This is a genomic window from Dyella sp. NPDC103356 (genome assembly GCF_055584465.1).
In genome coordinates, this window is the sequence record NZ_JBVJLZ010000003.1 from 615,144 (window position 1) to 633,984 (window position 18,841).

Annotated in this window: 12 protein-coding genes; 8 read left to right on the forward strand and 4 right to left on the reverse strand. The window is 58.3% G+C overall.

The window, feature by feature from the left end:
* Window positions 1–26: 26 nt before the first annotated feature.
* From ACZ6WW_RS09580 to ACZ6WW_RS09590, 3 genes are read left to right on the forward strand one after another with little or no spacing between them, the layout of a single operon-like run.
* Complete coding sequence (locus ACZ6WW_RS09580) at window positions 27–1,232, forward strand: beta-ketoacyl-[acyl-carrier-protein] synthase family protein (RefSeq protein WP_465273981.1); 1,206 nt, start codon at window positions 27–29, stop codon at window positions 1,230–1,232.
* Window positions 1,229–2,029, forward strand: coding sequence for a beta-ketoacyl synthase chain length factor (locus ACZ6WW_RS09585; protein ID WP_281850706.1), 801 nt, complete (start codon window positions 1,229–1,231; stop codon window positions 2,027–2,029). The genes ACZ6WW_RS09580 and ACZ6WW_RS09585 overlap by 4 nt, the downstream gene beginning before the upstream one ends.
* The gene (locus ACZ6WW_RS09590) at window positions 2,026–2,814 is read left to right on the forward strand and encodes a glycosyltransferase family 2 protein (protein WP_465273982.1); all 789 of its coding nucleotides are present in this window, start codon (window positions 2,026–2,028) and stop codon (window positions 2,812–2,814) included. The genes ACZ6WW_RS09585 and ACZ6WW_RS09590 overlap by 4 nt, the downstream gene beginning before the upstream one ends.
* Here the strand turns inward: ACZ6WW_RS09590 and ACZ6WW_RS09595 are convergent.
* From ACZ6WW_RS09595 to ACZ6WW_RS09610, 4 genes are read right to left on the reverse strand one after another with little or no spacing between them, the layout of a single operon-like run.
* Window positions 2,795–3,235, reverse strand: coding sequence for a hotdog family protein (locus tag ACZ6WW_RS09595; RefSeq protein ID WP_465273983.1), 441 nt, complete (start codon window positions 3,233–3,235; stop codon window positions 2,795–2,797). The two genes, ACZ6WW_RS09590 and ACZ6WW_RS09595, sit on opposite strands and share 20 nt — an antisense overlap.
* Window positions 3,228–4,178, reverse strand: a complete 951-nt coding sequence (locus tag ACZ6WW_RS09600) for an LpxL/LpxP family acyltransferase (RefSeq protein ID WP_465273984.1) — start codon at window positions 4,176–4,178, stop codon at window positions 3,228–3,230. The genes ACZ6WW_RS09595 and ACZ6WW_RS09600 overlap by 8 nt, the downstream gene beginning before the upstream one ends.
* Window positions 4,175–4,477 carry an ApeI family dehydratase gene (locus tag ACZ6WW_RS09605; protein WP_465273985.1) on the reverse strand — a complete coding sequence of 101 codons (303 nt, stop codon included), beginning with the start codon at window positions 4,475–4,477 and terminating at the stop codon, window positions 4,175–4,177. The genes ACZ6WW_RS09600 and ACZ6WW_RS09605 overlap by 4 nt, the downstream gene beginning before the upstream one ends.
* Entirely contained in the window at window positions 4,474–4,749 is a 276-nt protein-coding gene (locus ACZ6WW_RS09610) for a phosphopantetheine-binding protein (protein ID WP_465273986.1), read from the reverse strand. Before ACZ6WW_RS09610 ends, ACZ6WW_RS09605 begins: the two co-directional genes overlap by 4 nt.
* Before the next feature lie 360 nt (window positions 4,750–5,109).
* On the opposite strand from ACZ6WW_RS09610, the gene ACZ6WW_RS09615 reads away from it, so the two are divergent.
* From ACZ6WW_RS09615 to ACZ6WW_RS09635, 5 genes are read left to right on the forward strand one after another with little or no spacing between them, the layout of a single operon-like run.
* Window positions 5,110–12,141, forward strand: coding sequence for an SDR family NAD(P)-dependent oxidoreductase (locus ACZ6WW_RS09615; protein ID WP_465274055.1), 7,032 nt, complete (start codon window positions 5,110–5,112; stop codon window positions 12,139–12,141).
* Window positions 12,141–16,493, forward strand: coding sequence for a beta-ketoacyl synthase N-terminal-like domain-containing protein (locus tag ACZ6WW_RS09620; protein WP_465273987.1), 4,353 nt, complete (start codon window positions 12,141–12,143; stop codon window positions 16,491–16,493). Before ACZ6WW_RS09615 ends, ACZ6WW_RS09620 begins: the two co-directional genes overlap by 1 nt.
* Before the next feature lie 56 nt (window positions 16,494–16,549).
* Complete coding sequence (locus ACZ6WW_RS09625) at window positions 16,550–16,855, forward strand: acyl carrier protein (RefSeq protein ID WP_465273988.1); 306 nt, start codon at window positions 16,550–16,552, stop codon at window positions 16,853–16,855.
* 4 nt (window positions 16,856–16,859) lie between these two features.
* A complete protein-coding gene (locus ACZ6WW_RS09630; protein ID WP_465273989.1) occupies window positions 16,860–17,669 on the forward strand; it encodes an alpha/beta fold hydrolase in 810 nt (269 codons plus the stop codon).
* Window positions 17,666–18,841, forward strand: coding sequence for a glycosyltransferase (locus ACZ6WW_RS09635; RefSeq protein WP_465273990.1), 1,176 nt, complete (start codon window positions 17,666–17,668; stop codon window positions 18,839–18,841). Before ACZ6WW_RS09630 ends, ACZ6WW_RS09635 begins: the two co-directional genes overlap by 4 nt.

Sequence of the window (18,841 nt, forward strand, 5' to 3'; positions counted from 1 at the left end):
GCAGTCAAAGCCCGCAGGCTTGCGTCATGCCCAACCCGATCCCTTCCCTCGCCGTCACCGCTTTCACTGTCACTTCGGCATTGGGACAAGGCCTGGAGGCGCATCGTGTTGCGCTTGAGGCAGGACGCAGCGGCCTGAAACCCAATGACTTCAGCAGCGAGCCGCTGGCCTGCTGGATCGGTCGGGTGGAGGGTATCGAGGCCACCGGCCTGCCCGAGCCATTGACCGCCTGGGACTGTCGGAACAACCGGCTTGCATGGCTCGGCCTGAACCAGGACGACTTCACCGGCGCCGTACGCGCCGCCCGGGAACGCTATGGCGCGGACCGGATCGCCCTGATCCTGGGCACTTCGACCGCCAGCATCGGGGCTACCGAGGAGGCCTACCGCCGACTCGACGCCCAGGGGCGCATTCCGGCCGATCTGCGTCGGCGGGAGATACACGTCCCGCACTCCCTAACCGGCTTTGTCGCCGCAGCCCTGGAGCTCAACGGTCCTACCCTGACGGTATCGACAGCCTGCTCATCCAGCGCCAAGGCGTTCGCTCATGCCGAACGGATGATCCGCCTTGGCCTGGTCGACGCGGCGGTCGTCGGTGGCGTGGACACGTTATGCGACAGCACGCTGTTCGGCTTCAACGCGTTGGAACTGATTTCGCCCGAACCATGCAAGCCTTTCGACCGTACCCGGCGCGGTATCTCCATCGGTGAAGCGGCAGGTTTTGCATTGCTGGAGCGCAGCGAAGCGGCCTCCGATGCGCTACGGCTGCTCGGCTATGGCGAGTCCAGCGATGCCCACCACATGTCGTCACCGCATCCGCAAGGACTGGGCGCCGAACTGGCGATGCGTGACGCCCTCGCGCGTGCGGGACTGGAGCCCACCCAGGTCGACTACATCAATCTGCATGGCACCGCCTCGCTGAAGAACGACGAAGTCGAGGCACAACTGGTCACACGCAGCTTCCCGTCGACGACACGCGCCAGCTCGACCAAGGCACTGACCGGACACACCCTGGGTGCGGCCGGCATGGTCGAAGCGGCCATCACCTTGCTGGCGATAGCCGACGATGCCGTGCCAGGCAATGCCGGCTGCGACGAGCCCGACGTGCACTGCGGCCCGCAGTGGGCGCTGCGCAATGAAAGGCAGCGCATCGATGTCGCGCTGAGCAACTCGTTCGGCTTTGGCGGCAATAACATCTGCCTGGCATTTGCACGTGCGGAGCGTGCGCCATGAGTGCGCTTCGCGTGCACGTCGATGGCGTAGGGCTTTGGGCCGCTCACTGGCCGCACTTCCACGCCTTGCGAGAACAACTCGCGGGACAAACCGTTTCGCCTGCCGAACGAACCCGGCCACCGGCTGAGCGTTTGCCAGCCAACGAACGGCGACGCGCACCCGAAAGCGTTCTACTGGCGATCGAAGTCGCCGGACAGGCCATCGACATGAGTGGCGCCGACCAGACGCAACTGGCCTGCGTTTTCGCATCGGCACACGGCGATCACGTCATCACCGATTACATGTGCTCTACCCTTGCTCGGGCGCCGACCGAACTTTCACCGACACGCTTCCATAATTCCGTGCACAACGCCCCGGTCGGTTACTGGACGATCGCTATCGGCTGCCATGCGCCCTCTACCGCGATCTGTGCAGGCCACACCAGCTTCGGTGCCGCGTTGCTGGAAGCGGCAACACAGGTGCAGGCCGACCAGCGTCCGGCATTACTTGTATGCAGCGACATTGCCGGCAGTGGTGCATTGAACGAACTTACCGGCTGCCGACAGTCGTTTGGCTGCGCGCTGGTGCTGTCGCCGGAAAAAGGTAACCGCAGCGTCGCCAGCCTTCAGTTGCGCGTGACTGCCGGCGAAACGCCCGTCACGACAAGCCCTTCGGCGACTCTGCCGGAGTGGTATACCGATAACGCGAGCGCGCGTGCCTTGCCGCTTCTGACGCTTTTGGCCAGGGATGGTGGCCGCGCCGCGCTGGCGTTGGCGCCTGCTATGCATTTGGACGTCCATACGGAGATTATCCAATGAACGCTTCCGCTTCCCGTTGGTGCGTGCTGATTCCTTGCCTGAATGAAGAAGCCGCGATCGCCCGGGTCATCAACTCCGTGCTGGCCCTCAACCTGCCGGTGATTGTCGTCGACGATGGCTCCACCGATCGCACGATCGAGATCGTGCAACAGCTACCCGTCACGCTGTTGCGTCACACCCAACGCATGGGCAAAGGCGAAGGGCTACGCACGGGCTTTCGCGAGGCGTTGCGCCAGGGTTTCGAGGCCGTCGTCACCATGGACGGCGACGGCCAGCATCTGGCCGCGGATATCCCGCGCATCGTGAGGGCAGCCCAACGCTATCCGAACCATATCGTGGTCGGCGCACGCATGCTCGACCGCGAGCAACAGCCCAAAGGACGCCGGTTTGCCAACGCCTTTGCCGACTGGGGTATTTCGTGGGCCTGCGCGCAACCGGTTGCCGACACGCAAAGCGGACAGCGCTGGTATCCGCGCGCAGCGCTCGATCTCGTCGACCTGCCAGCGGAAAACTTCGTGTTCGAAGCGGCCATCCTGATCGCCGCTTCACGCCAGGAGCATCTGGGCGTCGTTTCCGTGCCGATCGCCTCACGTTATGAAGGCGAGTTTCGACTCAGCCATTTCAGCCCAGTGCGCGACGTTACGCGCATCACGGTCTATACGGTGAAGCAGATACTTCACTACGGCAGCGTTCGTCGCGCCTACCGCCGCTCGCGCGAGACCCCGGTGATCGTGGGCGATGTGCCCAATGCGGTCTTTGGCAACGCTAAGGCTGCGGGTGGATAATCGCAACGCGACCGCCGGCCAGCTGCGCGCCGTCGTGTTCGATACAAAAGCTGTATTGGGCACCGCTTTCATCGGCGTATAGGCATTGTGCGGTGATATCCAACATACCGCTCAGCTCATCCAGGGTTTCGACGTTCAGCACAAACTCGCGCAGACTCACCAGACGCCCTGGCCTGACCGTTTCGATGCCGCGCGAACGCGCCAGCAATGCACCATGCACGGCCGTTGCCTGCGCACCGTATTCGGCAAGGTGCACCGCATGCAGCCCCGACGTACTACGCAGCGGATGATCCGCATTCCGATGGCTACTGCTGACGGCATGAATCATGCTTTCGTCGAAACGACGTATCGCGTCGAGCAGGCACATGCTGCCCGCATGCGGAATCAGGTGGGCCCAGTCGCTCTTTGGCAAATCAGGCATCGGCGTGTTCCGCACGAGCGACCGGAATCATGGGCTCATCGGAAAAATCGCTTTGCCAGAAGTCGTGAAAGTTGAACCAGTTGTACGGCTCAGTTCGCGCGTAATGCTCCAATCGAGCGGCATAGCGCGTCATGATCGCATCCAGCGCAGGCCCACGCCGATCACGCGGTATATCGACTGCATCGGCAAAGCGTTCGAAGATCAGCTTGTAACGGTTACCGCCCTGGTAAATGCCAAAGCAAAGCACGACCGGCACTTTCAATGTATGCGCCAACAACCACGGCCCGATCGGGAAGCCCGCCAACTCACCCATGAATGGAATGCGTCGCAAGGTTTCGTTCTCGCGGCCGCGATCGGCCAGCAGGGCCACCAATGCACCATCCCGGCATGCCTCGGATGCAGCCAATGTCACTGACGTTCCGCCGCGTGATGCATCGATGACACAGGCGCCTACGTGCGGCGCCAGCTCTTCGAGCAGGAGGGTCATCTCCGGCGTTTTCTTCTTGTCGAGAACGACGCGCAAGGACAGGTCGGAGCGACGGGAACTCAACGCTCGCAGCGCTTCGAAACTTCCCTGATGCGAGCCGACCAGCAGCACGCCCGTCCCTCGGTCGATATAACTCTCGAGCATGGAAATGCCTTCGACCGCGATATCGAACTCACGCTCGCCATGGGCAAGAAAGAAAATCCGGTCCAGCTGAGTGGCACCGTAGTAGCGTATGTGCCTGAAGATTTCGGCAAACGTTGCCCGGCGCCTGAACACTCGAGTGAGGAAGTCGCGTGACGCCCTGCGCTCGGGACCGCGGCGGAATAAAAAGTACAGCGTAATTGGCCAAAGCAGCGCATGTACGAGAACTCGTCCGCCATGCAAAGCGATCGCGCGAATCGCCATCAAGGCGATTCGGTTTCCCCCTTCAGGCCTGTTCTGCCAGTGCTCGCTCATACCTGCCCCTCGATAACGCCACGGACCAGTGTGCGGTCATCCAGCGTGACCGTGAAGCCAAAGCGTCCGTCGCCTTTCTCGGTCATCAAAAGCTCCGCTGACTGCTCTGGCAACAACGGCGCCATGAACTTGGCCTCCAGCACCTTGGCCAACCGCAAACCCTGCCAGACCTTAAGCTGGCTTGCCACGGACTCGAGAATCATTACCCCTGGCACAATGGCGTTACCGGGAAAATGCCCCTTTAGGCTGGGATGGCTCTCCCTTACGAGGAGCCTCACGGTATGCCCGACGGAGCTCATAGCGCCATAGCGCGGTGCTGTTCAACGAAATCGGACAGGTTTCGAAGGCTGGCGAAGATACGACCGTTATCGGGGTTGTCCGAGCGCAGTTGAAACCCATAGCGCTTGGACACAGCCAGGGCGATTTCCAATGCGTCAATGGAGTCGAGGCCCAGCTCTCCGCCGAACAGCGGCGCGTCCGCATCGATCTGCTCTGGCTCGACCGACTCCAGATTCAAGGCGTTGACGATCAGGACGGCCAACTCGTGCTGCATCGCATTTTGTCCGGTCATACGTTGAGCACCAGGTTTGTTTGTCTTTTCTTAAGCCTTAAGGCGATTGCGAAGTATACCCAGCCAACTTTGACCTTTGACAGAGTGGGCTATCGCAGCTGGATTATCCCCGGAACAGGCTGAACCCAGGGAGGGACCCGTGGTGTGTCATTTGGCTGGCGGTACAGAAAAGATCGGTTTGTGAAATCACTGCACACAAAAAACACACAACGGCGGCACCCAGCTTTACCTCGACCATGGGGACAGCCACTCACGCCCTTCAGCCCCGATGAATCGCACTCCGAACGTGTTTGGCCAGACTGCGATTGTCAGCTACGTGATTCCTTACACGCATAGTTTGGGCGCTTCGACTACCGCTTGATGGCGCAACCTTCGACGTCGTTAGCCGTGTCAAACCACTATAAACGGCAGCTGTACAACGCCTACGATGGCCACATTCCATCATGCCTCAAGAAAGGGATTTTCATGGGCAGCGAATACGCTTCTGAACACGTCAGCCACATCGTGCTGGGGATCACGCCCCTGGAAACCCCTGATGCGAGACTCGCATCAGCCATCTGCCAAAGCGGCGCTACAGGCGTGTTGGACCTCGGCTCGGACCGACGGGTGGCGAAAAAGGCGCTAGACGATCTGCAACACAACGCTCGCTCTCCCTTTGGAGTTCGGATAGGAAGCGGATACTCCCCTTCGTCATTGGGCGATCTATGCGATGACCTGCCACGGGAGACGCTCATTGTCCTGTCGGCTGAAACGAATGCATCGGAAGCACTGTTCGATCGCTTCGCAATCATGCGCGAAGTACGCAGCGTCGACGAAGCGCTTCAGGCACAAAAAGACGGTGCCATCGGCCTGATCGCACGAGGAGATGAATCAGGCGGCTACAGTAGCTCGTTGTCGACATTCATCCTTTTACAGGCGTTGATTTCCACACCGGAAATCGGCATTCCGATCTGGGCGTGCGGAGGCATCGGATGGCGAACGGCGACTGCTGCGCTAGCCATGGGAGCGGCGGGTATCGTCTTGGACATCCAGCTGGCGTTGCTTGACGAAAGCCATGCATCGCTGGACGTTCGCCATATTCTCGGTCGTGTCGATGGTAGCGAAACCACCAAGGAAAACGGCTATCGATTCATCCGTCGGAAGCATGCCCCGGCAGAAGCGCCGCTGGTCGCCGGGCAAGATGCTTATCTAGCCAAAGTATTCGCCAAGCGCTTCAAAACAGTGTCGCGGACGATAGCCGCGTTCCGGAACATTCCACGCCAGTTGGCGACCTCGATACCCCAGGGGCCCTCCACGCTGTACGAAACGCTGGGCACGCCTTTGCCACTCCTTCAAGGGCCAATGACCCGCGTCAGCGACCAACCCGGTTTCGCCGTTGCAGTGGCGGACGCCGGCGCACTTCCATTTGTCGCGCTAGCCTTGCTGGACGGCTTAGCGTCCATGACGCTTCTTCGCCAATGCCAGGAGAAATTCGTAGATCGCCCCTGGGGTGTAGGCATCTTGGGATTTGCCGATGATTCGGTTCGCCAGGCGCAATGGGAAGCCATTGTGCAGGCTCGACCTACCCACGCCATCATTGCCGGCGGCAAGCCGTCACAGGTCGCGGCACTGGAAAAACTCGGAATAACCAGCTTCCTACATGCGCCCTCGCCGATGCTTCTTGAGCAGTTCCTTGAGGCCGGTGTCCGTCGCTTTATCTTTGAAGGAGCCGAATGCGGCGGTCATATCGGGCCACGCAACAGCTTCCCGTTGTGGGAAGCTCAATTGGATGTCGTCGAAACCTACCTGGAAAGGACATCCGGCAAAGAGGCGCATCCCATCGAACTGGTGTTCGCTGGCGGCATACACGATGCCGTGTCGGCTGCAGCCGCAATGGCCCTCACCATCGGTCTGCCCGCAGACCGCGTACGCACGGGCCTGTTGATGGGTACGGCCTATCTTTTCACCATCGAGGCCGTGAAATACGGCGCGATCGGCGAGCTCTTTCAGCAACAGCTCGTTGACGCCACGCAAACCAGCCTGCTCGAAACCGCTCCCGGGCACGCAACCCGATGCCTCTCCACACCTTTTGTGCCGGAGTTTCACCGCCATAAGCAGGCCTTGCGCGCACAGGGAGCTTCCGAGCGCGAAGTCTGGCAAGCACTGGAGCAGCTCAATCTCGGCCGGCTCCGTCTGGCGAGCAAAGGTCTGTTGCGCCGTAACGAGTCACTTGAGGTCGCCGACTCTTGCAGCCAGCTCAACGACGGCATGTTCATGGCGGGCGACGTATCCATTCTTCAAGATCAGACGTCAACACTTCATCGCTTGCACATGCAGGTTACCAAAGACGCAGCAGATCACCTGTTGCAACGCGCAGAGCAATTCCTGGCGCATCAAAGCAAGCAAGACAATGTCCCAGAACGTTACGACGTGGCCATCATCGGCATGGCGTGCACATTTGCAGGCGTTGAAGACGTAAGCGCTTTCTGGCGCTGCATGCTCGAAGCCAAAGCGTCATTCAGTGATGTGCCAAGCACTCGATGGAATGCAGATCGTTACCAAGGTGATCAGGCGGTAACTGAGGACACCGTCGCCTCCCGGCGAGGCGCCTTTCTTACGCCGATCAAATTCGATGCGCTTCGCTACGGCATCCCACCCTCATCGATGGCAAATATCGAGCCCATCCAGCTGCTGAGCCTGGAGATGGCACAACGGGCGCTCGACCACGCGGGCTACAGCCAGGGTGGTTTCGATCGCTCCCGTACCGCCGTCATCTTTGGCGCCGAGGCCGGCAGCGAACTACGTGATGCCTTGATAATGCGTGCGGCGCTGCCGACGTATGCCGACTCCATTCCGCCTCCGTTGCTCGAACAGCTGCCCAAGTTCACCGAGGATACGTTTCCCGGCACCCTCTCCAATGTCATCGCCGGCCGTATTGCCAGCCGGTTGGACCTTGGGGGAAGCAACTTCACCATAGATGCGGCTTGCGCATCCTCCATCGCAGCACTCGATGCGGCGTGTAAAGAGCTTCGCCGCCATGGCAGCGACCTGGTGCTGTGCGGAGGCGCCGATCTTCACAACGGCATCAGCGATTACATGATGTTTAATTCCGCTGGGGCGCTGTCGCCAAGCGGCCGCTCCCTGCCGTTTGACGCGAGCAGTGACGGCATCGTACTCGGTGAGGGCGTTGCTTGCTTGGTGCTCAAGCGTCTCGAAGACGCTCAACGCGACGGCGACCGCATCTATAGCGTCATCGAAGCGGTGGGGTCAGCAAGCGATGGACGAGCTCGAGGATTGACCGCTCCACGTGTGGAAGGCCAATGCGCGGCTCTTCGCCGAGCTTATGAACAGGCCCAGCGAAGCCCCGCGGCTGTTCGACTTATCGAAGCACATGGGACAGGCACGGTAGTAGGCGACCAGACCGAGTTGACGGCGCTATCACAAATCCTCGAAGAGGCAGAGGCAACGAAGGAGAGCTGTTCGCTGGGCTCCGCCAAAGCGCTCATCGGGCATACCAAGTGTGCCGCCGGCATGGCCGGTATCATCAAGGCCACGCTTGCGCTGCATACGGGCATTCGCCCACCCACGGCTCACATCGCAACACCCAACGCAGCATGGCCGAACCAGGGCCCGTTACGCCTTCAATCCATACCTCAACCCTGGCCCGCAAGCGAAGAGCTGCGTATCGCCGGAGTGAGCGCGTTTGGTTTCGGCGGCACAAATTTCCACACCGTGCTTTCCAGTGCCGGAAATCAAAATGACATCGATCCCGCACTGATCCAAAGGCCATGCGAACTCATACTGATACGAGGCGAAACCAGGGAGGCGGCCGAGGAAATCGCCGCTCGATATCTGGAGAAGATCGAAAGCGCGACTCCCATGTCGCTTCTCGCCCTGACCGTCGAGACCTATACGCAAACTGATCGACGCCAGCCAGTACAATTTTCTCTCGTCGCAAAAAGCGTTCCTCACCTGGCGAAGCTTCTCCGGTCCGCACTTGAAGGCATACCCATTGCCGGCGAGCTGAATATCCGCGATCCGGACCATTCTGGCGTCGGAAAGCTTGCCTTCCTCTTCCCTGGCCAGGGCAGCCAGCGGCCAAACATGCTGAGCGAGCTTCCTACCTACATTCCCTCGCTACGCAAATTCCTGGCGCTAGACAAGGACATCGAGGAACGCTGGTTTACGAGCACGCCGGTTGACGACTATTCGCGCAACGACCAAGTCGAACGACTAAAAGATACACGCATCGCGCAACCCGCATTGGGTATTGCCTCGATGATGGTCACTGAGGTGCTTGAATGTCTCGGCATCGTTCCTGACATGTCGGCGGGCCACTCTTACGGTGAACTGGTCGCCCTGTGCGTGGCCGGCGCCTATGACACGAAGACATTGCTCAAACTGAGCAAGCGCAGAGCCGCGTGCATCTTCGACTCCCTGGGGGACGATCCAGGATCCATGGCCGCCATCAATGCGTCACCCGAAGCCATTCGGCCATGGCTCGCTATGTGTGAAGGCGCTTCGGATGTCGTATGCGCCAATCACAACGCCCCCGAACAAACCGTCATATCCGGGACAACTGAAGCCATATCTTCCGTATGTGCCTTTTTGAAGCAAAAAGGCATCGGTGCGAGGCCATTGCCGGTCGCGTGCGCTTTCCACAGCCCGATTGTCGCGGCGGCAAGCGCGCCTTTCCGCAATGTGCTGGCGGACCTTTCGTTGTCGGAACTTAACCATCAAGTCTGGTCAAATCGTCTGGCAACGCCGTATGAGATGGACGCATCGAACATAGCACAAGAACTGGCAGAGCAAATTGCTTGCCCGGTACGCTTTGTGGATCAAATCAGGGCGATGCACGATGCCGGCGCCCGAGTCTTTCTGGAAGTCGGCCCTGGGCATGTTCTTTGCGGGCTGACACGCGCCATTCTCGGAGAACGTCCTCATCGAGCGCTATCGATAGACCCGCAGGCCGATGGAACGCTTGCCGGCTTGATGCAAACGCTGGCCTCGCTCGCCGTCATGGGAGTTGCTATCGATGAATCATGGCTTGTCGAAGGGCGAAATCACTCGCTCCGCGGAGCCAGCCGAGAGCCGGAATCGTTCTGGCTGGTCGACGGCCATTACGTTCGATCGCCCGATGGCATGCCTTTGACGGATGGCATCAAGCCTGCACTGCCTGTTGCAACATGCGTTACCGCAGCGCCGAGCCATCAAGATCAGCCCAATGACTATGCTCTTGTCGAGCAGTTTATCCAGAGCGCGAGCCATGCCATTGCTTCTCAGCGCGATGTCCTGCTGCAACATCTGGGGGGTCGACCCGGCCATTCATCAGCGCCTCTGCCGGCCTCCAACGACTACGCACCACCAGCGGCAAGCCCGATACCGTCGACCACGGCGTTGCCCTTGGAGCTGCATGAGCGGTCCGCGTCCAGCCATTCCGTGGAGTCCATCGTCACTCACATCATCAGTGAGCGCACCGGTTACCCCGCGAACGCGCTCCAACATCACCTTGATCTGGAAAGCGACCTGAGCATCGACTCCATCAAGCGCGCCGAGATCATTGGCCATATCGTGCAATCGATGGATGAAAAGAAATGGCTGTCGAAGAATGATCCAGCAACACTTGAAGCTTTGTCTCAAGCTAGAACCATAAACGCCATCTGCGATGTCATTAAGCTGGACGCCGATGAGACCACGCCCATGGTGCAAAACACTCCTTCGATGCCGGACGTTCTCCAAGCAGTCATCTCCGCCATATGCGATCGAACCGGGTATCCCCCCCATGCGATCACCAAGGACCTGGATCTCGAATCGGAGTTAAGCGTGGATTCGATAAAGCGTGCAGAGATCGCTGGGCACCTTGCTCAGGCGTTCCTTGTTGCCAACCATCCTGAAACGATCGAGGCGCTGAGCGCATCACGCACACCCGCGGCGATGGCTGCCGTACTGGCGCAAAACAAAATGGCCATCGAACAGTTCCCGCCGCTTGCCGCCGACGATGGCTCCATGGGTACTGTTCCCCGCCGCTTCGTCGAAAGCATGCAGCCAACGGCCCTCATCAACGCCGGTGACTCCATGCGCAATCGAAATATTCGCCTACTGACCCGCTCTGCTGCGCTGACTGAAGCGGTCAGACAATTGGCTGATCAAGCTGGTTTTTCTCTTGACACAACTGCGCCTTTCGATGCCAACGCGTCCCTCCCTTTCGATCTAGTGGTAGACGTTGCATCGCTCACCGAAGATCAACTTCCCGCGCAATACACGGAATGGAAGGCATTCTTCCTGAGCGGACACCAACGCCTATTCGCGCTCTACCGAAAAGATGATGACGTCCTCAGGGCGGGGCTGAGAGGTTTGTTTCGTTGCGCAGCCAAAGAATTCCCTGACCAGGTCATTCGTCTCATCGAACTGGAGCACGATGTCGATGCGAAACAGGCAGCGAAAATCCTGCTTGCCGAAGCAACGGACGACACCTGCACACCCATCGTTTGCTACCAACAGGCAACTCGGTACAAACCGATACTTGTTGACGAACCGGTCACTCCGACGCCCAGGCAGCCCATACCCGAAAAAGCTACCTGGGTACTGGTAGGGGGTGCCAGAGGCATCACTGCCCAATTGGCTCAACGTCTGGCGGCCAGCGCCGATCATATCGCTCTGATCGGGAGGACAAAGGAGGCATCGAACGAATCCGATCGTCACCTGGACAAATTCCACAGCCTGAATGAGATACGCGGGGCAATACTCGAACACGGCATGGCCGGCACTGCAGCATTGGCGACATCAATGGCCAAAGACCTGCTTGCGAGACGAGAGGTCCAACGAACGATGCTGTCCATCGCCGAAGCGGGATGTGGAGCCAGCTATCATTCGGCGGACATCGCCGACGCTTCACAAGTTGACGCATTGCTACAGCAGATCGAGCAACACCATGGCTGCATCTACGGCATTGTCCATGCCGCAGGCGTTATCGAGGACAAACTGATCGCGGACAAAGACGAGCCGTCGTTTGCGCGCGTCTGGGCCGCCAAGGTGGAAGGCGCGAAGAACCTAATGGCCGCCTGTGAGAAATTGGTTCACCCACCGACTGTACTATGGATGTTCGGGAGCATCGCCGCATTGGCGGGAAACCGCGGCCAATCCGACTACGCGGCGGCAAACAGCGCCATGGATGCCCTGGGCAGGTCCTGGAGCAGGGATCGCGCAACCCGCGCGATAGCCATCCATTGGGGGCCGTGGGCGCCGCTTGGCGAAGGCCACGGCGGCATGGTGTCAACTGAGCTTGGCAGGCAATTTGCTGCGCGCGATATTCCAATGATTCGAACCAGCGCGGGGGTGGATGCATTCATCGCCGAGTTGACCTGGAACCGAGGCGATCAGCCGTCTGTCGTTTACAGCGCAGGTACCTGGTAATGGGTACCTCAGCACTGAACCGCGACATCGCCATTACAGGCATGGCCGCGCTTTTCCCGTGTGCACCCGACCTCTCTCACTATTGGAAGAACATAGTCAATGGCGCAGATGCAATAACAACCGTTCCCGCTGGGCGTTGGCTGCGCGGTGCCAGCAGCCTGAATGATACGTCGCTCGACTTGCCCAGATGCCGCCGTGGCGGCTTCATTCCAGAAATATCCATCGACCCTGTTCTCTATGGCATAGCCCCGAGCGATCTCGATTACATCGAGCCCGACCAGCTTATCGCGCTCAAACTCGCCACCGACGCGCTGATCGACGCAGGCCAGCCGCAGCGACATGTCGATCGCGAACGCATTGGCGTCATCCTAGGGCGAGGTGGATACATCACGCCGGGCCTGGCTCGTTATGAACAGAAAGTTCGCGGCTCGCAACAGCTCGTGAACGCCATTCGTGGATTAAACCCGAACGTTTCCGATAGCGCGGTGCAGGAAGTGCGCGATGGTTTCATCAACCAGCTTGGTTTCACGGCTCATGGCTCGGTTATTGGACTGGTACCCAATCTGGCAGCGTCTCGCATTGCCAACCGGCTGGACTTGCTTGGGCCGGCCTACACTGTTGACGGAGCGTGCGCGTCCTCGCTGCTGGCTATTGATCAGGCGATTCGTCTGCTTCGTGAGAACGCCTGCGACATCGTCCTCGCTGGCGGAATCCACCACTGCCATGACCTATCTTTCTGGAAGGTATTTGAAGAACTTGGCGCACTCTCTCAATCGCAATGCATCAGACCATTCGACGAGAATGCGGATGGCCTGCTGATAGCCGAAGGGAGCGGCATCATTGTCCTCCGGCGCGCACGCGATGCGGCGCGTGATGGCGATCGCATCTATTCCATCATCAAGGGCACAGGTATATCGAGCGATGGCAAAGGCTCAAGCCTGATGAGCCCGCAGACATCCGGTCAGCTGCGTGCGATTCGAGCGGCCTGGGCGGATGCGCAGCTGGATCCCAGCGCCGCTGGCAGCGTCGATCTGATCGAAGCGCATGGCACGGCGACCCCCGCAGGCGATCAGGCGGAACTGACAACGCTTGGGACTATATTCACGGCCACACCGGACTCGCATGCCGTTCTGGGTTCGGTGAAATCGATGATAGGCCATGCGATGCCGGCGGCCGGTATCGCCGCTGTTATCAAGACCGCGCTCGCGCTGTACCACGGCACTTTCCCGCCCAGCCTGCATTGCACCATACCGAACAGGCTACTCGCCCGATCGCGATTCCGCGTTCTCGCCAAGCAATCGCCCTGGCTTACCCCGCAGCACAGGACTTGTCGTCGCGCGGGCGTCAACGCCTTTGGCTTTGGGGGAATCAATGGGCACCTGGTCATGGAGTCCTTCGACTCCGCTGGTACGCGCCGTCCGGATGCAAATCGAGACAGCGCGACAGCGTTACCCGACGTCCTCATTTTTCAGGCCGAGAGCAAAGACGCGCTGGTTCTCATGCTGCAGCGAGCGTTATCCGGCGGGTCGGATCCATGTGCTGCAGGTGGATCGGTCAGGTTGGCAGTACGTAACCCGACTTCCGATCGCATTCGGCAGGCCATTGCAACCGTGCTCGAGGGCAAGGCGTGCCGTGGGCAACAAGACATCTGGCATCTACCCGACATCGATCTGGATACTGAAGGGACAAACAAAATCGCGCTGTTTTTCCCCGGGCTCGATACACACATGCCCAGCATTTCTGAAGATGTGGCCGCCCACTTCAGGCTAGGCGTGCCTGACAAGCGTGGCGTACTCATACATGACGTCGTCTCGCACGCGCGCCTGGTTATCGAAACCGGGTTATTTTTCCACGCGGTATTGCACCGCCTCGGTATTCAGATCAATGCATTGGCCGGCCATAGCATAGGTGAGCTGACGGCTTATGGGGCTGCGGGCGGCCTACCCGATTTGAGCAAAACGCATTTGTCGTCTGGCATCGACGATTTCGCTTTCCCACAGCTCCCCTATCTTGTAGTAAGCATGCGATCTTCTGCTGTCATGGAGCTTCTCGACCGGAAGCCGTGGTCGGGGCATCTGGTTGTCTCACACGAAAATGCTGCCGAGCAGACAATTATCTGTGGGCAGCCAGACATGGTGGAGAGATTCTCGGAGACAGTCCGCGAGCTGGGGCATTTTGCGCAAACGCTGCCGTTTCTTTCCGGGCTGCACACGCCCATGTTTGATCCTCACGTAGAAACGTTCATAGCAAATATCGGCGGCGGACAACTACATTCAACCATCTGCGATGTCTGGTCAGCAACTACCGGCTCTCCTTATCCGGCCGAGCCGGATGACGTCGCTGCGCTTATGCGCCGGCACTTGGTCGAGCCGGTTCGATTTCACGCTCTTATTCGATCCATGTATGACGCTGGCTTCAGAACATTCATACAAGCCGGCTCCGGCCAGATAGAGGCATTGATCAACGACACGCTCCGTCACGAGCCTCATGTGGCGACCTCGATGGCAAACTCCCGCCGTCCGGGAATGGATCAACTCCAACGCATGCTCCTCGATCTATGGTCTTGTGGTGTTGCTGTCGATCCGCATCTTCTGAGCAATCGCCCGACGCTCCCGAGTGACTACCTTTTAGATCTCGGCTCTGGCTTAGTCAGTCTCCCAGCCAACAGCCGAGCCTTGAACGCCGGCACGTTCAACAGCGACCGCACATCCAACCCACGTTCACCAGCCGCGGAAGCATTCGTAAACATGCTTGAACGTGCGCACAGCGATCTGTCTCGGGTTATACAAGCGGCCGATGACACGCACAGGCTGCGGACTCAAGCACCCGCTCCGGTACTTCATGTATCGATGAATACGATGCCGTTCCTTCGAGACCATTCACTTGTTCGGCAAGGCGAGCAATGCGACAACGACGCGGACCGGTGGCCTATCGTACCTGGCACGATGCTGATTGAGATCATGCGGCAATACGCTTCAGCCGCCAGGGTTGATGCCAAGATCATCGCGATCGAAAACATTCTCTTTTCGCGCTGGATGGAAGCCATTCCCTCCATCGACATCCCTGTCGACGTACGGCAAACATCATCCGATGGGGTTGTCGTGAAGATCGGCAACTACTGCCAAGCGACTTTTCGATTTGGCCACACGTACAAACATGCGCCACCGGAGCAGTCACCTGTTCATCAATATCCCTGCGAAATCGACGCTTCTCAGATATACACCGAGAGGTGGATGTTTCACGGCCCGTCCTACCAGGGAATAGAGCAGCTTGTTCATGGCGGCCCAGACCATCTCTTTGCAAGAATTCGAGCGCTGCCGCTTATTGGCGCGACATTGGACAACCTGGGCCAGCTTGTCGGCTTACTTGGCATGCTTCGCCTCGACGAACACTCACTTCTCTTTCCTCATCGTATAGCGAGGATAGACTTCCACAGCGGCATGCCAAAGGCCGGCGACCTTATCGACTGCCTTGTCCACTCGTTCACAGTTGAGAGTTTGTCGGTGCATGCGTGCATCCGCGCTGCCGTCGGAGATGCGCCATGGCTTACCATTACCCAATGGTCGGACAGACGCTTCGGCCTCGACTCGGAGCTTCAATCAAGTACCTATTTTCCCGAACGATATCCCGTGGGTACGTCTACCGATGAATCCTGGATTTGGCTAAGCGAGAACTGGACGGATGCAGCGAGCCGCGAGTTGCTTCTGCACTATCAGCTCGCCCAATCCGAGCGCGAGGAGTATCTGAGGCTAAAGAGCATTCGACAGCGGCAATGGATTCTTGGGCGCATCGCGGCAAAAGATGCCATTCGCTGTCATCTCTGGGAAAGTGGAGAATCCGACGTATATCCTGCGGAGATTATCATTCGCAATGATCAGAAAGGAGCGCCATATGCCATTGGCAATTATGGCCGGAATCTACCAAAGCTTCATCTTTCGATAGCGCACGTCGAAGGATTTGCGGTTGCCATATGCCGTAAGGAATCCCTATCACCGGGCGGGCTGGGTATCGATACAGAGCTGCTTCGGCCCGTGGACCCCGGCGCGCTGGAGATCTGTCTCAGCAGGGAAGAAATTGATCTACTCAATCGCTCCACACGTACGACGTCCGAGAGAGACCTGCTCTTCTGGCGTCTATGGACGGCAAAGGAAGCCGTTTCCAAGCTAAACGGCCAAGGCCTAGGTTACAGGCCCCACAACATTACCGTGATATCGATAGAAGAGTTCACACTGACCATGTCTCGAAGGGCGGACGATGGCAGGACACTTCATCATACCGTTGAGTATCGACTCATCTCTCCTACGGAGACGAACGATAAGGTGTTCGTAGTGTCCTGGTCGATCGGTGGTTAGCTGTGCACCGGTGGAACATTGCGACTTGTGCAACTTGTTTGTAAGGAGAAACCAGCATGACACGGACCGTTCAAAACCATACAAATGACGACGCTATTTTTAAGGATATCGCCGAAATTCTTCGCGATGTCATGCGCGATTATTGCGTAGACACGGAGATCACCCCTTTGACTTCCTTTCAGACGGACCTGGAGCTCGAGAGCTTCGACATCGTGCGTTTTGGCCTGGCATTGACCGAGCGTTATGGCGAAAAAATCAATCTCGCGAGCTATCTGACGAATATGGATTTTGGATCAGCAACCGACCTGACCATCGGCGACATATCGCGCTACGTAGCAAGCAAGCTGTCCAGCTTGGAGTAAGGACATGTATCAATGCATCAACGATATCATGGTCAATTCACTTGCCATCGATGCCAATGGTGAGCGCGAGAAAGTAGCAAAAGACGCGCCGGTTGTCGTCATTCTCCATGGCGGCCTTTCCGACAACCTAAGTAGCTACTATTTCTCGATAGTTCCCGAACTGCTGCGCATCGGCATGCAAGTCATTCTTTATGATCGCGCAGGCTACGGCCGAAGCAGCTACAAGCCCGGCTGCTTTCACGTCGACCATACCTATAGCGAACTTGATCAGCTGCTTCTCTTAAAGGGCGCGGATCAGCGCATACATATCATTGGCTGCTCACTCGGTGCAGGCCTTGCGACAGGTTACGTCGCCACCCGACCTGGAAGATGCTCAAGCCTCCTGCTTTTGGAAGGATGCCCTCTAACGCACGAATGCAAGCGCGATTTTTCAGATTATATCTGTTTCGCACGCGACAACATAAACGCATTCATTGAGCACTATCGTCTCAACGTTGGACTTAGTGATTCCGTCTTATCGCGCATGCGCCGAATGGTCGTGGATACAACTTATCTCTCGGACATGGAGGAAAGCGAAGTGCTCGATGATCAACAGCTTCGTGCTATAGGTGTACCAACACTGGGTATATACGGCGGCCGCAGCGACCACGGATCATACGACAGAACCGTGAAATCGATCGGTCAACTACCCAACGTGCAGACACGAGTCATCCCCGACGGAACCCACTTTCTCATCTACGACTCGTTACCGACAGTGAACCATATGCTTCGCGAGTTCTATGTCGGCTCGCTCGACCTGGCGGCGCAACAATGAGCCGCGTGCTGTTTATTGCGCCTCCGTTTATGGGCCACCTCAATCCGGCCGCCAGCGTCGCGATGGAGCTGCAGAAGCGCGGGCACGAGGTCGGCTGGATTACAGATGCAGAGAAACTATCCAAGACAGCACCATCGCAGCGCGTTCTGTGCGAGGAAAAGTTGGTGGGCTTGGTCGAGTGTGCTAGCGAGCGCCCAAGAAATCTTCGCGGACCTGCTGCTGTCAAGTATTTTTGGGAGACATGTTTCGACATCGCTCGAACGATGTACCCCATCGTCAGGCACAACATCGAATCCTTCAGACCCGACGTAATCTTGTCTGACCAACAGGCAATCAGCGGCGCATTCGGTGCCCGCGAAGCTGGCTTGCCTTGGCTTACGCTTGCCAGCACAGCTGGGGAATTGTCATCCAATCAGGATGATCATCCAGGCTTCCATCGATGGTTGTCAGCCATGTTGGCCGAACTGGGGCGTGAACTTGCGCTTTCAAACACGGAAGACCCGCGGTTCTCGCCATTTGGCACAGTGCTATTTAGCAGTGAATCGCTTACTGGAGCTATTCCTGCACATTTGAACATCCTAGCCGTCGGATGCTCCGTCAAACATCGCAATGAATCCGCGCCATTCCCATGGCAGTTATTGGATGATCGAGGAAAAATTCTTGTGTCGCTCGGCACAGTCAATACGTTGGCAGGCCGGGAGTTCCTCGGCGCGATTTGGAGCGCATGCAATGAACGGCGAAGATCGATTCAGACGATTCTGGTCGACCCATCGAGCCATCTGGAACAGAAATCAACTGAGGATATCGTCCTAGTCAAGGAGGTGCCTCAGCTATCCATCCTCAAACATATGGATGCGGTGGTCAGCCATGGGGGTCAGAACACGGTATCGGAGTCGCTTCTCCATGGCTTGCCTCTGGTGGTGGCGCCGATTCGAGATGACCAACCAGTCATCGCCAATCAAGTTGTCGATGCCGGCGCGGGCATACGTGTTCGATTTGGCCGGCCGAATATTCCCTCCCTCGGCGCCGCCATCGATGCTGTCCTGGAGAAGCCGCAATATCGGCAGTGCGCCGAAGCGATCAGGCCATCCATGGCTGACGGCACGGATCGTGCCGCCGATGCGATCGAGCATTTTCTCGAATCGGGTGCGCTTCATGGAGTGGAGAATTGA

What these genes read in the sequence shown, in the direction of transcription:
- ACZ6WW_RS09580 (WP_465273981.1), top strand. Translation starts at nt 27, where the DNA reads ATGCCCAACCCGATCCCTTCCCTCGCCGTCACCGCTTTCACTGTCACT.
- ACZ6WW_RS09585 (WP_281850706.1), top strand. Translation starts at nt 1,229, where the DNA reads ATGAGTGCGCTTCGCGTGCACGTCGATGGCGTAGGGCTTTGGGCCGCT.
- ACZ6WW_RS09590 (WP_465273982.1), top strand. Translation starts at nt 2,026, where the DNA reads ATGAACGCTTCCGCTTCCCGTTGGTGCGTGCTGATTCCTTGCCTGAAT.
- ACZ6WW_RS09595 (WP_465273983.1), bottom strand. Translation starts at nt 3,235, where the DNA reads ATGCCTGATTTGCCAAAGAGCGACTGGGCCCACCTGATTCCGCATGCG.
- ACZ6WW_RS09600 (WP_465273984.1), bottom strand. Translation starts at nt 4,178, where the DNA reads ATGAGCGAGCACTGGCAGAACAGGCCTGAAGGGGGAAACCGAATCGCC.
- ACZ6WW_RS09605 (WP_465273985.1), bottom strand. Translation starts at nt 4,477, where the DNA reads ATGAGCTCCGTCGGGCATACCGTGAGGCTCCTCGTAAGGGAGAGCCAT.
- ACZ6WW_RS09610 (WP_465273986.1), bottom strand. Translation starts at nt 4,749, where the DNA reads ATGACCGGACAAAATGCGATGCAGCACGAGTTGGCCGTCCTGATCGTC.
- ACZ6WW_RS09615 (WP_465274055.1), top strand. Translation starts at nt 5,110, where the DNA reads ATGGCGCAACCTTCGACGTCGTTAGCCGTGTCAAACCACTATAAACGG.
- ACZ6WW_RS09620 (WP_465273987.1), top strand. Translation starts at nt 12,141, where the DNA reads ATGGGTACCTCAGCACTGAACCGCGACATCGCCATTACAGGCATGGCC.
- ACZ6WW_RS09625 (WP_465273988.1), top strand. Translation starts at nt 16,550, where the DNA reads ATGACACGGACCGTTCAAAACCATACAAATGACGACGCTATTTTTAAG.
- ACZ6WW_RS09630 (WP_465273989.1), top strand. Translation starts at nt 16,860, where the DNA reads ATGTATCAATGCATCAACGATATCATGGTCAATTCACTTGCCATCGAT.
- ACZ6WW_RS09635 (WP_465273990.1), top strand. Translation starts at nt 17,666, where the DNA reads ATGAGCCGCGTGCTGTTTATTGCGCCTCCGTTTATGGGCCACCTCAAT.